Source organism: Defluviimonas sp. SAOS-178_SWC, assembly GCF_039830135.1.
Lineage (GTDB): Bacteria > Pseudomonadota > Alphaproteobacteria > Rhodobacterales > Rhodobacteraceae > Albidovulum.
Genome location: NZ_CP156081.1, coordinates 1,609,033 through 1,621,770, shown reverse-complemented (window position 1 = coordinate 1,621,770; position 12,738 = coordinate 1,609,033). Strand labels below are relative to the sequence as shown.

At 66.2% G+C, this 12,738-nt stretch carries 17 protein-coding genes and 1 pseudogene; all 18 read right to left on the bottom strand.

Annotated features, from left to right (window positions below; all coding sequences use genetic code 11):
* Positions 1 to 23: 23 nt before the first annotated feature.
* The 18 genes and pseudogenes from cysE to V5734_RS08690 all read right to left on the bottom strand — a co-directional run bounded on the left by cysE (position 24) and on the right by V5734_RS08690 (position 12,646).
* On the bottom strand, positions 24 to 833 hold the full coding sequence (gene cysE, locus V5734_RS08775; protein WP_347313121.1) for a serine O-acetyltransferase: 810 nt from the start codon (positions 831 to 833) through the stop codon (positions 24 to 26).
* 82 nt (positions 834 to 915) lie between these two features.
* Positions 916 to 1,209 carry a hypothetical protein gene (locus V5734_RS08770; protein ID WP_347313120.1) on the bottom strand — a complete coding sequence of 98 codons (294 nt, stop codon included), beginning with the start codon at positions 1,207 to 1,209 and terminating at the stop codon, positions 916 to 918.
* A gap of 3 nt (positions 1,210 to 1,212) precedes the next feature.
* Positions 1,213 to 1,923 carry a DUF2793 domain-containing protein gene (locus V5734_RS08765; RefSeq protein ID WP_347313119.1) on the bottom strand — a complete coding sequence of 237 codons (711 nt, stop codon included), beginning with the start codon at positions 1,921 to 1,923 and terminating at the stop codon, positions 1,213 to 1,215.
* A pseudogene (locus V5734_RS08760) lies at positions 1,916 to 4,270 on the bottom strand (baseplate multidomain protein megatron); the annotation flags it as partial. The pseudogene V5734_RS08760 and the gene V5734_RS08765, both read right to left, overlap by 8 nt.
* A 15-nt stretch (positions 4,271 to 4,285) precedes the next feature.
* Entirely contained in the window at positions 4,286 to 4,723 is a 438-nt protein-coding gene (locus V5734_RS08755; protein WP_347313118.1) for an NlpC/P60 family protein, read from the bottom strand.
* Positions 4,720 to 5,610, bottom strand: coding sequence for a DUF2163 domain-containing protein (locus tag V5734_RS08750; RefSeq protein ID WP_347313117.1), 891 nt, complete (start codon positions 5,608 to 5,610; stop codon positions 4,720 to 4,722). Before V5734_RS08750 ends, V5734_RS08755 begins: the two co-directional genes overlap by 4 nt.
* Entirely contained in the window at positions 5,610 to 6,242 is a 633-nt protein-coding gene (locus V5734_RS08745) for a DUF2460 domain-containing protein (protein WP_347313116.1), read from the bottom strand. Before V5734_RS08745 ends, V5734_RS08750 begins: the two co-directional genes overlap by 1 nt.
* 10 nt (positions 6,243 to 6,252) lie before the next feature.
* Entirely contained in the window at positions 6,253 to 6,915 is a 663-nt protein-coding gene (locus tag V5734_RS08740) for a phage tail tape measure protein (protein WP_347313115.1), read from the bottom strand.
* A 1-nt stretch (position 6,916) separates the two neighbouring features.
* Positions 6,917 to 7,111 (bottom strand): rcc01693 family protein, encoded by a 195-nt coding sequence (locus V5734_RS08735; RefSeq protein WP_347313114.1) that lies wholly within the window; start codon positions 7,109 to 7,111, stop codon positions 6,917 to 6,919.
* The gene (locus V5734_RS08730) at positions 7,108 to 7,428 is read right to left on the bottom strand and encodes a gene transfer agent family protein (RefSeq protein ID WP_347313113.1); all 321 of its coding nucleotides are present in this window, start codon (positions 7,426 to 7,428) and stop codon (positions 7,108 to 7,110) included. Before V5734_RS08730 ends, V5734_RS08735 begins: the two co-directional genes overlap by 4 nt.
* Positions 7,428 to 7,841, bottom strand: coding sequence for a phage major tail protein, TP901-1 family (locus V5734_RS08725; RefSeq protein WP_347313112.1), 414 nt, complete (start codon positions 7,839 to 7,841; stop codon positions 7,428 to 7,430). The genes V5734_RS08730 and V5734_RS08725 overlap by 1 nt, the downstream gene beginning before the upstream one ends.
* 99 nt (positions 7,842 to 7,940) lie before the next feature.
* Positions 7,941 to 8,348, bottom strand: coding sequence for a DUF3168 domain-containing protein (locus tag V5734_RS08720; RefSeq protein WP_347313111.1), 408 nt, complete (start codon positions 8,346 to 8,348; stop codon positions 7,941 to 7,943).
* Positions 8,345 to 8,683, bottom strand: coding sequence for a head-tail adaptor protein (locus V5734_RS08715; RefSeq protein ID WP_347313110.1), 339 nt, complete (start codon positions 8,681 to 8,683; stop codon positions 8,345 to 8,347). Before V5734_RS08715 ends, V5734_RS08720 begins: the two co-directional genes overlap by 4 nt.
* On the bottom strand, positions 8,680 to 9,276 hold the full coding sequence (locus V5734_RS08710; RefSeq protein ID WP_347313109.1) for a head-tail connector protein: 597 nt from the start codon (positions 9,274 to 9,276) through the stop codon (positions 8,680 to 8,682). Before V5734_RS08710 ends, V5734_RS08715 begins: the two co-directional genes overlap by 4 nt.
* A gap of 152 nt (positions 9,277 to 9,428) precedes the next feature.
* Positions 9,429 to 10,625 carry a phage major capsid protein gene (locus V5734_RS08705; RefSeq protein ID WP_347313108.1) on the bottom strand — a complete coding sequence of 399 codons (1,197 nt, stop codon included), beginning with the start codon at positions 10,623 to 10,625 and terminating at the stop codon, positions 9,429 to 9,431.
* Positions 10,626 to 10,663: 38 nt separating this feature from the next.
* Positions 10,664 to 11,221, bottom strand: a complete 558-nt coding sequence (locus V5734_RS08700; RefSeq protein WP_347313600.1) for an HK97 family phage prohead protease — start codon at positions 11,219 to 11,221, stop codon at positions 10,664 to 10,666.
* A gap of 13 nt (positions 11,222 to 11,234) precedes the next feature.
* The gene (locus V5734_RS08695) at positions 11,235 to 11,471 is read right to left on the bottom strand and encodes a GTA head formation protein, RCAP_rcc01685 family (RefSeq protein ID WP_347313599.1); all 237 of its coding nucleotides are present in this window, start codon (positions 11,469 to 11,471) and stop codon (positions 11,235 to 11,237) included.
* A 2-nt stretch (positions 11,472 to 11,473) separates the two neighbouring features.
* On the bottom strand, positions 11,474 to 12,646 hold the full coding sequence (locus tag V5734_RS08690; RefSeq protein WP_347313107.1) for a phage portal protein: 1,173 nt from the start codon (positions 12,644 to 12,646) through the stop codon (positions 11,474 to 11,476).
* Positions 12,647 to 12,738: the final 92 nt, after the last annotated feature.

The window sequence follows — 12,738 nt, the reverse complement described above, 5'->3', positions numbered from 1 at the left end:
ACTGAAACCTGCCGACCGAAGCCTCAGACGCCGTCGTCGATCAGTTGGTCCATCGTCAGCGCCGGCTGATCGCAGCCGGCCTCGCCGACGATCTTCGCCGGAACTCCGGCGACGGTCTTGCAGCAGGGAACGTCGTGCAGCACGACCGACCCCGCCGCGATGCGCGAGCGCTCACCGATAAGAATGTTGCCAAGGATCTTCGCCCCCGCCCCGATCAGGACGCCGTTGCCGATCTTCGGGTGACGGTCGCCGTCTTCCTTCCCGGTTCCGCCAAGGGTGACCGAATGCAGCATGGAGACGTTGTCGCCGACCACTGCCGTCTCCCCGATGACGATGGAATGGGCGTGGTCGATCATGATGCCCTTGCCGATCCTCGCATTGGGATGGATATCGACGCCAAACACCTCGCTTACCCGCATCTGGACGAAATAGGCGAGATCCCGGCGGCCCTGAGTCCAAAGCCAATGGCCGATCCGATAGGCCTGAACGGCCTGGAAGCCCTTGAAGAACAGCATCGGCTGCATGAAACGGTGGCACGCAGGGTCACGATCATAGACGGCGACAATATCTGCTCGCGCCGACCGGCCGATTTCCGGATCCGACGAATAGGCTTCATCGGCGATTTCCCGCAAGATCTGCTCGCTCATCTCACCCGAGGCGAGTTTCATGGAAAACCGATAGGACAGTGCCCGTTCCAGCGTCGCGTGATGCAGGATGCCGGAATGGATCAGACCGCCCAGAAGCGGCTCATCCCGGACGGCGGCGCGCGCCTCTTCGCAGACATGCGACCATACGGGATCGACCTGTGCAACTTTGGGACGACGTTCGGCCATGGCGCGCTCCTAAGGTATCTGCAGCGTATATAGCAGATAGGAGATCGGATCGGAACTGGAAGCGCCATTCCAAAAAATTTGATCACTGCGCGCGTCGGCGCCAGTCAAGGACGGTATCGATGACCAGGGACAGCGCCTCGAGGTAGGAGATGTCCGACAGGAACGGCTCGGCCCACGCACGCGTATCGACCAGAACCGCTGCCATCAGGCTTCCGTTTCCCCAAAACGGGTGCGCACGGCCGAACTTCTTGCGGAACAGGTCGGCCGCGTGGGCCCGGTCGAGCAGCTTCAGAATCACGCGCCGCTGCTCATCGGGCGGCAGCCCGCGCACGGCGCGGGCCACGGTCGTGACGTCCCCGTGGGTAATCGTGCGCATCTCTCACTGGTCGGGCAAGGCAATTTCCATGTAGTGGACGGCAATGCGGACCACACCACCGGCGAAGTCGCCACCCGTCGCGTTGAGTTGCATGACCTCGGGCGCATAGAAGGCTGTCGGCTGACCAAGGACGCCTCGCGCCCATGCCCCTGTGGCCTTGCCGATGCCTGACCCGTAGCGTCCGACCGCCCCGGGATTGCCGAGCGCCCAGTTCGCCAGCGTTCCGGTGATCGCCGTGACGACCCGCGCCGTGGCCCCGAAAACGACCGCATTCGACGGGATCAACACCGCCGTCGTCGAAACTGGCCCCGCCGAAATCACGTGGTCAATCTCGGCGACTTGGAAGGACATGCCAGCGTTGTTCGGCGAAAGCGTCACCATGCCTTCACGCCAGAGCGTTCCGTCGAAGAGCGCCTGTGCGCCCTCGTCGAGGATCATCGCGCGCCAACCGCGCTTCGGGGTGGCGAAATCCCATCCGCCATTGCTGCCGATCGCGATCTTGCCGTCCTGCCCGGCCCACTCGTTGACCGCGCCGAATGGTACGCCGTAGCAAACGCCATCCGCTACCACGCCGGGCGGCGTCGGCAGCGACCGCGACGCTAACGTCAGTTCGACAAGTCCGTCCAGGCGCATCAGCGCCCCGTTCACTGTCACATGTTTCTGCGCCTGTACGGGTTGCAGAAGCGGCAGGCCGAGCTGGTTGGTGTTAGACATCGATCACGATCCTCTTGAAGGGGCCCGGCCCGAAGGCGTCGGACAGCTGGGCCACATGAACCTCATATGGCAGGGTCACGGCATCGGCCGCTTCCATCCCGGCCGGATAGGTCCAGACCGGCTGGCCGAGAGTGAGTTCCCGGTGCACCGACGCGCCCTGCATCACCCTGACGAGGTAGCGTTCCGACGCCTCGCCGAGCGGCACATCGACGCCCGACCAGCTGTCGCCGTTAACCCGGGTGCGCCGGATCCAGCTCAGATCAAGATCCCCCGATCCGGTTCGTCTCGCGGTCAGATGCGCGGGGGATAGGGGTCTCAGGCCATTGCCGGCAAAAGCCTCGATGCGGTGGATATAGGACGGATCGTCATAGCCGCGACGCGACGGGCCGATCCGGTAGTGCCGCGCCAGATCCCGCTCTGCGACCGAAAGCGCAATCTGCTTCGGCGCCCCGTTCATCAGAACGACATAGCTCCCGACAGGCCAACTCTGCGGGGTTAGCGCGTCGGTCCCGGCCTGGCCTCTGAGCCGCAGCGACAGATCATAGGTGCCCGGTGCCACCAGCGTGGCAGTGGCGAACTGGAAAAGCTCCCAATTGTCCGGGGATCCGTCGCCGATCGCCATCAGGTTCGCGCCGTTCAATAGCTGATCGGGGCCCACCGATGCCAGCGCCCCGCCGCTCACCTTGACGCGCAACGGCGCCCCGCGATCCCAGACCCCCGGCGCCGCCACGTCGAGAACACTCTGGCTGCGCCCGATCACCGATCTCGCCGCAATCAGCTTGTTGAGCGTGTAGCCCGCATCCACGTCGGAAGAATAGACCACCGCGGAGCCCGGCCACGGCGCCGCCGTCACCGCCAGATGCGGCTGGTGCGGCACCTCCTGCCCGCTCATGAGGGGGAGGTCGAGGAACATCGGGAAGACCGGCACCGGCGCCGCGAACCTTCGCGGCGTGACCCGCTCCTCGGCCTCGTCCGAGGGCTCATACACCCCAGGCTCGACCCGGACGGACTCGACCGCAAGGGCGCCCGCCTGTTCGACCCGGTCGATCCGATATCGTCTGCCATCCGCCATCGCGAGAACGTCGCCCGCCCCCAGATGCCCGAGCGACGGCGGAAGGGCGAACCGCGCGCCATCGCGCGCCACCCGCGCCTCGGCAAGCCAGCGCTCGACGATCCGCTGCCCTTCCGAGCGGGTCAGCGCCAGCGCCAGTTCCGACTGCGCCACACCGAGCATTTCCTCGTCAGGGAATATCGCCTCGGCCGAACGTGCCTCGTAGTCACCTTCCGCCTCAACGTAATTCAACCGAACGCGACCGGCGATCTCCGCCTCGGTCACGCGCGAGGTCTCGACCCAGCCGCCCGTTTCCTCACCAACCGCGAGGTCGTCCGGCCCGACCGTGGCATCCACAAGCCCGTCGCGCATCCGGAACGTCAGAACCCCGTCCCGTTCAAGCGCCTCGAACCCGTAGCCCAGCATCAGCGGCTGCAAGGCCGCCCGCCCGGTGCCGGTATCTGCGACGGAATAACCACGCACGATGCCGAAAAGGCCGGAGACGTCGACGGCGCCGACGCCCGACCGGCCGCATATCTCCGCGACGACGCTCGACAGCGGCTGGGCCGACACCCGACCCGTGATCCAATGCCCGCGCGGATAATTGTCACCGTCGGCCCAAGTTTCGGCGTTGGCCGGAAAATACGGGAACGGTCGAGCATCCCATGCCCAGACATGGGCGCGATCCATATCGACCATCGCGGCGCCGTATTCCGCCGATACCGGATTGTTGGCGGGGTCGCGCCAGTAGCCGATCATCGCCCTGAGATACTGCATCTGGATCAGATCGTCCCGCCGCCCGTCGGAATAGTTCGGCAGCAACGATTCTGACGATTTCGGATCGAGGAACTTGTTCGGCTCGTTCGTGCCCTTGTCGATGGCGGCACAGCCGAACTCGGTGAACCACACGGGCTTCGATTGCGGCACCCAACTCGTCTGCGGCCCCTTCACGCCGGCAATCCGATCGTGATGCGGGTTCTCCCACCAACTGCGGATATCCTTCACGCGCCAAACCCAGTCCTCGCCGAAGGCGCCGTCGGCGATCGGCGTCCGGAACTGGGCATCGCGGTGCGCCTGACTGGAATAGTACCAATCATACCCCTCGCCGCCCGCGATATTCGCCTTCAGATAGTCGAGGTTGTAGATCGATCCCCACTGCGCGTCGGTGTGATCCTGCCCGTCTCGCCAATCCGACAGCGGCATGTAGTTGTCGATGCCGATGAAGTCGATCTCGGCGTCCGCCCAGAGCGGATCGAGGTGATAGCGCAGATCGCCTTCCGGCGTCTGATAGCCGAAAATGCCGACCCTCCTTCAGGGAAATTCGAAGCGCGCCACGACACGGCGCGCCCAAGGGGTGGAAAGCGGACTTTCCACGACCCCGTGCCCGGAATAGGCGTGAATGAACGTGGTCCGGCCGCCACTTTCGGCGGCGAGTCCCAGATGTTTCGCGACCGATCCGGCCCGCATACGGAACAGCAGAACCTCACCCGGCCGTAAGGCAGAGCGAGAATCGCAGATCTGAAGATGTCGGCACGCCGCCAGCCAAAGACGTTCGGCGCCCTCCGCTTCGGACCAGTCCTGAGTGTATGCCGGCACCGGTTCCGGCTCTGCCCCGTAAAGCTCGCGCCAGATGCCGCGCAAAAGGCCGAGGCAATCCGTTCCCGCACCCATGGCCGAGGCCTGGTGCAGATAGGGCGTCCCGATCCATTCCCGTGCGACCGAGACCGCACGAAGACCTGTTGCGCTCATCCGCGCCGGCTCCCGCCGTCGTTGACGCCCGCACCGACCGGATAGGACATCAGCCAATCCTCGCCCGGAATGTCCGGGAAACCACGAAAATTGTCGAAGTTCACGAATTTCAGCCGGCAGGTATCGGCCCGGCGGTCGCAACCCGCCTCGATCCGAACTCGGTCGCCCGGCTCCGGGGCCATCCCGAGCGCCTGCCACAGTTCAACCTCGCGGCTCATGCCCGCGCGAACACGGTCATTCTTGACCGCCCCAACGAGACCCGCGGCCCTGCCGGTCAGGACACGGAACCGGCCCTTCTCGAACCATCGATCCTCGTAGCCCGCGAAATCCGCGAACCGAAAGACCCGCGCATCCTCCACCGTCTCGACGATGCGCTCGTCGAAATAGCCCGTCTGGCCAAGATCGAACTTGCAGCGCCCGTCGCCGAGGACTGCTGAACACCTAGCGTGATAGATCAGCCCCTGAGGTTGGTTCAGACCTTCCGCGAGGCCTCGCAACTCGGCATTGAAGCTCCCGCCCGACCGCACGATCTCCCCGAGTGTTCCCCGAAACTGCAAGGCCCGGACCGTTACATCGGCCCAGTTCACCAGCCAACCCTTGACCTCTGCGCCATCGTAGCGACCGGCGAGTATGTCCTCTTCGGTGATCGCATCGGACCGGAGCGCGCCAAACGCTTCCGAATTGTCGACGGACAGGCCGGTCCCCTGTTGGATCGCCTTCGCCGTCATCCCGGACCCGGCGCGGAATGTGACTCCGTCGAAGCTCAGGTCCCGATCGTGATCGGTGAACCCAAGCACCACGCCATCCTTTCGCGTCACCGCGAAGGCGCGCGCCAGCGTCGTGGCACCGCCCGCCAGGTGATCCTTCAAAGCCTGAGGGTAGGTCATCAGAGACGCACCTCCACCACCGGCACCTGCGGCACGTCGCCCGCCTGGAAGGATGCAACGGAGACCTGGATGCGGTCGGTGTCAAAGCGCACAGGCACGTCGAATTCGTAGCCGGCGGTGATGCGCTCATCGATGGCAGGAGGGCTCGCGAACCTGACGATCCCGGTCGTGGTATCGACCGTAAAGTGCACGCCTTCGGCCAACTCATCACCCTGAAGCCCGACACGCACCGTGCCCGCCACGGGTTTCGCGATCACGCGCACCTGCGCCTCGGCGCCCGAGGCATAGGTCTTGATCAACTGGTGGTCCGTCTTCACCCCGTCGCCGATCCCGATCAGCTGATCGTCATAGGCGACCGGAACCGACGCGCGGCCCGACTTGTAGTCTGCCCAGTCCTTCCAGCGAAACCCGCAAAGCTGCCCCTGCCGCGCCTCGAAGAACGCAATCAGCGCGCCGATGTCGTCCAGACTCCGCAGGCTCACGCCCGCGTCGTAGCGCCGGCGCGATTGTGCCCAGGGCGTGTTCCGTTCTTCGAACCCGTTGGTCAGCGCCACCACTTCCGTGCGCCGCTCCGGGCCGCCGACCGAGCCGAAGCTGAGATTCGCCGGAAACCGCACCTCGTGAAATGCCATGCCGCCCTCCTCACCTGTTCCTGTCGCCGCGCGACAGCGCGCGCGCCATCTGCGACGCGATCTGGCTCTGGCTGCGGGCGAAGCCCTGCACGTCCGGAGTCGTCACGTTCATCACGATATTGACCGGCCGCCCGCCGCCGGCCGTCTGCACGCCCAGCCGGCCATCGGCGCCACGTGCCAGCGGCATGATCGCTTCCGGCCCCGCCTCGCCCATCAGCCCGCGCCCGTTCCGCATCGGGAACATCGTCGGTGACGAGACGACCCCGCCGCGGGCGAAGGGCATCACGCGGCCTTGCGCGAAACTGCCGCCCTTCTCGAACGGAAAGAGCCCGCTCAGAAGGCCGTTGATGCCATTGGCCACCGCGCCCCCTACGGCGTTCTGAATGGGCCGCATCGCGACATTGTAGACGCTGTCGATCATCGTCTGCGCGACCCCGCGCAGCGCATCCGACAGCTTCATCCCGTCGAAGATCAGTCCGTCGAAGGCACGTCTGAGACCGCCGCCGATATTCCGCGACAGGCTGTCCACCTCGCGCCCGGTGAAGATCATGTTTTCGCGCATCCGCTCCAGCTCGCCGCCAAAAGCCGCCGTCATCGTCTGCGCGCCGCCCAAGCTGTTCTCCAAAGCCGTCGCCTGCGCCGCCAGCCCGTCGAGCCCGTCCGTTACCGCCATCTCATCCATCCTTCGCTTTGTCGGGCCAGGCGCGCGCCAGCTCGTCCAGCCGCGCCCGGTTCAGGGGCGCAACCGCCCTCGGATCGCCCAGCATCAGCACCAGTTCCGCCGGGGTGAGGCGCCAGAACTCCTCGGGCCTGAGCCCTAGCCCGCCAAGACCCGCCCGCAGCAGCCCCGGCCAGTCGAGGGCACTCATCCGGCCTCCGGCACCGTGAAGGCGCGGGCAAGAAGCTCCGCCGCCACCCGCGCCGCCTCGACCGGCCCGCCGCCAACTTCCACGTTCAAGAGATCCGCCGCCGTTCCGGTCCAGCCGCCGCCCCGAAGGCCGGCCACGATCAGCATCAGCACATCCCTGGTCGAGAACCGCCCCACTTCAAAGCGTTCGACCAATTCGATCAGCGTCCCGGTCCCGAGCCCGGCCTCAAGCTCTGCCAACGCCCCAAGCGTCAGCTTGGCGACATGCCGGGTGCCGTCGAGCCGGATCGCGACCTCGCCCGTCCAAGGATTGGCCATCAGATCGCCGTGAAGTTCAGGGCACCGGCCGAGGCGAGCGACAGTTCATAAGTCGCCTCGCCATTATAGCTGCCGGCATACTCGATCGAGGTGATCTGGAACGGCCCTTCGACGATACCGAAATCGGGGATGATCACCTGGAACTGCTCGACCGTACCGGCAAAGAAGATGTGCCGCGCGCGGTCATCCGTGGCGCTGTCGACGAAGACGCCGGAGCCCGAGACCGAGGCCGAACGTACGCCGGCGCCGCCCAGAAGCTCGCGCCAGCCACCCTGGCTCTCGAGGCTCGTCACGTCCACAGTCTCGGCGTTGAAACTGATCCTCGTCGCGCGCAAACCGGCGATCGTGGTGAAAAGCCCGCCCCCCGTGAGGTCGAGCTTGATCAGAAGGTCCTTGCCATTCTGCGCAGCCATGTCCGTTCTCCGATTAGTGAAACAAATGGGCCGCCAGCGAAGAACCGACACCCTGATTTATTCGATATGTGCAAGTGCCGATCCGGCGAAATGCCCACCTCAATCCTCGATCCGCGCCCGGAACGTGAGGTCGATCCGGCGCATATCCGCCTTCTCCACCCGACGCGCCCGTGCGGATAGGAACCACAGCCCGACCAGCCGCCCGCGCGCCAGCACAAGCGTGGCGCCGGTCAGTGCGTCCGACACGGCGGCGGCCACCGCCTTGGCGTTCTGAAACCCCGCCTGATCGGTCACGACCGAGACGACGAATTCGTGGAACGCCCCCCGCCCGACCTGGTCGGATGCGTCGCGCACATCCTCGGGGCCGAGCGAGACATAGGTGCTCGTGGTGGTCCCTGGCGGCACCGAATCGTAGATCGCACCCGAGACCAGCGCATCGAGCGCGCTGTCCGCCATGAGGCGCTGGTAGATCGCTGCCTGAAAGGCAGCCGCCGCTCCGTAGCTCATGCCAGAACCTCCTCCTGCGCGAAGCAGGTCAGGTAGTGCCCCTCCGGGTCCTCTTCGGTCACCGCCGTAATGCGGAAGACGCGCGCGCCGTCCCGGAACCGCTGTTCAGGCTTCGGCCGCGACGGCGCGCCCTGCGGCGCGGCCCGCACGGTGATCCGGTAGGGCACGGCCGACAGCGTGACGAATTCGCCCGCCCGCTCGCGTCCGGTCCCGGGATCGAGCCGCGCCCAGAGCGCGCCGAGCGCGACCCAGGTCTGCGACCAGCCGCCGGCCCCGTCCGGCACGCGCTGCGGTTCTTCAAGGATCAACTTGCGGTTCAAACGCGGCGCGGTCATGCCGCCCCCCCGCCGAGCACGCGCACGGTCCGCCAGCGCTCGATCAGCGCCGTCACCCCAAACGGCATCGCCTGCCCCGTCTCGGTCTCGTGCCGGGTCTCGTGATACTGCGCCGCCAGCAGAAACACCGCTTGGCCGAGATCGACCGGCACATCCGTCCAGGCCGGGCCAAAACCTGCGGTGAACACCACCTCGACAGTTCCGCCAACCGGGATCCCCGGCAGAAGCGCGCCGGTGGCCGCGACCTTCGGTCGGTGGGCGTCGCGCACAAGCCGATACCGGGTCGGATCGATCAGATCCGCCACGCCGTCGCGGTCCTTGACCGTGACCGAGGCGATGGACATGACCGGGGCCAGCGGAAAGGCCTGGCTGTCGGGCCAGCGCCATCCGTTCAGTTCCAGAAGGAAATCGCGCGCGATCAGCGCCTTGCCGATCCGCCCCTCGATCGCCGCGAGCGCGGCGCGAAGATAGCTCTCGGCCAGCGAATTCTGGCTTCCGTCGTCGGCGAACCCGGTGCCGAGCCGTAGATGATCCTTGAATTCCGCCACCGGCAGGGCCGCCTGCGGCACCGGCGTCACTTCGCTCAGCATCATGGAAATCTCCGATAGTCACGCCCCCTCCTCGAAGGATCGGGCGCGGGCCAGCCCCGCATTGCTCGGACGGAGGGAGCAGCTAGACAACACGAGGGATAGGCGACCCGCGCCCGTGCGGCCGGGACCAGAAGGCCCCGGCCGATCCGCGCCCCTTACGAGATCGCGAACTTCAGAAGCTTGATCGCGGCAAAGTCGCTCACATCGCCGCCCACGCGCTTGGACGCATAGAAGAGAACATGAGGCTTCGCCGAGAACGGATCGCGAAGAACCCGCATGTCCGGACGCTCGGCGACGGTATAGCCGTTGTGGAAATCGCCGAAGGCGATCGCGTAGGCATCCGACGCGATGTCCGGCATGTCCTCGGCCACCAGAACCGGATAGCCCATCAGGCGCGCGGGCTCACCGGCGGCGAGACCGTCCGACCACAGGAAGCGGCCATCGGCATCCTTCATCTTGCGCACGGCACCGGCGGTCTTTGAGTTCATCACGAAGGTCGCGTTGGCGCGGTATTCGGCGTTCAGCGCGTAGACGAGGTCGATGATCGAATCCGAGGCATTGGTCGCCGCGAAGTCGCCATCCGCGCCGGTCGGCACGTAGCCGAGCGAGCCCCAGGCCCACACACCGTTGTCGACCGCCGAATGGCTGAGGAAACCGGTCGGCTTGTCGATCCCGTCGCCCGAGATGAAGGACTGCGCCTCGGCACGGCTGAACCTGTCGGCGATGCGCTCGGCCAACCAGCCCTCGACGTTGAAAGCACTGTCGTCGAGAAGGCGCTGGCTCGCCTTCGGCATCGCCGCAAGCTCGTGCAGCGGGATCGAGATGCGGTCGATCTGCGGCGTGCCGGTCTCGGTGAGCGAACCCGTCTCCGTCGCCCAGCCGGACCCGAGGTCGGTGTGGTCGACGAGGACGTCGAACGAGGTCGCCTCGACACTGACCACATTGGCGATCGAACGGAGGGACGAGGTCGATTTCAAGACGCCGCGGATACGGTCCGCCGTCTCGGGATCGACGAGGAAACCGCCATCTGCGTTGACTTGCGTGTTGAGCGCCTTGCCCTCGAGGACGAGGCCCCGGAGGCCGTCATCGTCGCCCGACCGCAGATAGGCGGCGAACGCCTTCTTGTGCGGCGCGTCGTGATCGACGGCAGTGGACAGAACCGGGCGTCCCGGGGCGTAAGATTTGCGATCCAGCATGGTCAGTCGCTCTTCCTGTTGTTGCAGCTTCGATGTCATCTCGTCCTGAAAGCCCCTGAACTCGCTCAGGAACCCCTGGAGCGCGGACTTCACCTCCTCGGCCGGAGCGTCGGACACGCCTGCCCCGGCCCGAGCCTTCGTCTCGGTCTTCTTCATACCCATCACCTCAAGTCAGGGGATTGCGTCAGACGGGATCAGTGGCGCCCCGCCAGCATCCGGCGCGCGTCCTCGAAGACCGCCGCCAGTTCTCGCAAGGCCGCTTCCGCGGGCAGATCGCCCTTGGCTCCGACCCGCGCCTCGGGAAGCATCGGGAAGGTGACAAGCGACACTTCCCAAAGCTCCACCTCACGAAGAAGCCGCTGGCCCTTCGCATCCTTTTCCGCCGTCACCGTCCGGTAGCCGATGGAAAGCCCGTCGATCGCCCCCGCCGAGATCAGCGCGGCGGCCTCCCGGCCCTTCTCGACCTCGGTCAGGATCCGGCCCTTGACGCGCAGGCCCCGGCCGTCCTCGGCGATCTCGTCCCAGACACCGATCGGCTGGGCCGGATCGTGCTGCCACAGCATCTTCACCGCCCGACCTTGCATGCGAAGCCGTTCCAGCGATTTCGCATAGGCGCCGCTCACCACGACATCGCCGCCCTGATCCGTGATCCCGAAGAACGACGCATAACCCTCGATCCGGCAACCATCCTTGATGGCGATATCCTCGCCCAGCCGGCAGAACTTCGTCTCCAGCCCGTAATCGCTTGTCATCATGTTGATTTTCCTATTTCGGCCCGTATTCCAGCAGCGATTGCACCGCCTGGCTCCGGATCACGCCGACGACCCCGAACACCGTCATCCAGAGCCGCTTCTCGACACCGACAATCATCGCCTCGATCCGTTCCAGCCGCTTCTCGACGGTCTCGAACTGCAGCGCCATGATCTTCTCGGTCGCGACGAAGCGATGCTCATGCGCGCATTCGAACGGCTCCTTGAGGTAGCGCGACCCCACGCCCGCCATCGTCACTCGTCATCCGTCAGGCGCGGAAGCCCCAGAATGGCGCGCTTTTCCGCATCGGTGAGGAAGGTGGCCTCGCCGACCCGCTTCCACTGCTGGTCGCGCTCGCCGGCCAGCGCCGGAACCTGATCGAGGTCGGGGCGCAACTCCACCCGCTCGCCAAGGTGAGTGGACAGCCAGTAGCTCACCGCCGCCGTCACCCGCGTCGCCAAGGGCAGCACCGTCAGCCGGTAGAAGCCCCGGTTCGCCTCCTGATAGTTCGCGTAGGTCGCATCGCCGGGAATGCCCAGAAGCATCGGCGGCACCCCGAAGGCCACCGCGATCTCGCGCGCCGCCGCCTCCTTGGTTTTCTGGAACTCCATGTCCGAAGGGCTGAACCCCATCGGCTTCCAGTCGAGCCCGCCCTCCAGCAGCATCGGCCGCCCGGCATTGCGCGCACCCTGATGATGCATCTCCATCTCGTGCACGAGGCGGTCGTACTGGTCGCCCGACAGGCTGCCCTGCCCGTCCGCACCCTTGTAGACGATGGCGCCCGACGGCCGCGCGGCATTGTCGAGCAGCGCCTTCGACCAGCTCGACGCCGAATTGTGCACGTCGACCGCCACCGCCGCCGCCTGCATCGGCGAGAGGCCATAGTGGTCGTCCTGCGGATGGAAGCTCTTGATATGGCAGATCGGATCGACCGGCCCGGTCATGTCGAACCGGTGCTTGCGCCCGCCGACCGTGTAGTCGTAGGCGACCGGCCAGCCGTCCCCGCCCGGCACCAGCGACATCCGGTCCGACCGCAGGACATGCAGCTCCGCCGGCAACCCCTCGGCGCCCACCGCTTCCAGATAGCCGTTACCGCTTAGCAGGATCTGACCATAGAGCGCCTCGAAGAGCTCCGCCCGCCCCTGCCCCGGATTGGGCCGCCGCATGAGCTCGATCACCGGATGGACATCGAACCGGCGCTCGGCATCCTGACAGACGAGCGGCAGTGCCGCCGCCGCCTCGGCGATAAGCTTCACCGCGCGGAAGCCGACCGGATTCCCGGTAAACCCGGTCTTGGTGAGGCTCACCACATCGCGCGGAGACCAGGCCACCCTTCCCGACGATCCCCAGGCCACGACCCGCCCGGTCGCCGACGCCTTCTGCTCCGGAACCGCGCCCTCCGCGCGTCGGAAGATATTCCATGCCATCCCAATTCTCCTGTCTCCGCCCGCACCCCGAAATGCCGCCGCCGCAAAACGGGCCGCCCGCATTTCACCTTGCTCGAAATATCCCCGCCGGA